Annotated in this window: 1 pseudogene; it reads right to left on the reverse strand. The window is 59.9% G+C overall.

Annotated elements, in window-relative coordinates:
- Positions 1-232 (reverse strand): annotated as a pseudogene (gene dnrF, locus E0702_RS21440) (Fnr/Crp family transcriptional regulator DnrF); the annotation flags it as partial.

Consider the following 232-nt stretch of genomic DNA (forward strand, 5'->3'; position numbering starts at 1 on the left):
GCGACGAGGCGATCCTGCTCATCATCCGGACTGCGCGTCAGATCGACGAGGTCGGATTTCAGGTAAAGCGCGGGCACGGCACTCTGATCCGCGCGAATGCCGCGCATCATTCCGACAAGACCCTCGATTATAACAAAAATCCCGGGCGTAAGATCCTCGTCCTGGGCGAAGCTGCATAACTCCGCGGTCTGGGCGAGCAAGCTCAACCCTTCTGCACTCAGCCCGCGCCAAT

The organism is Halomonas marinisediminis (assembly GCF_004347715.1).
In the GTDB taxonomy this organism is placed as follows: Bacteria; Pseudomonadota; Gammaproteobacteria; order Pseudomonadales; family Halomonadaceae; genus Halomonas; species Halomonas icarae.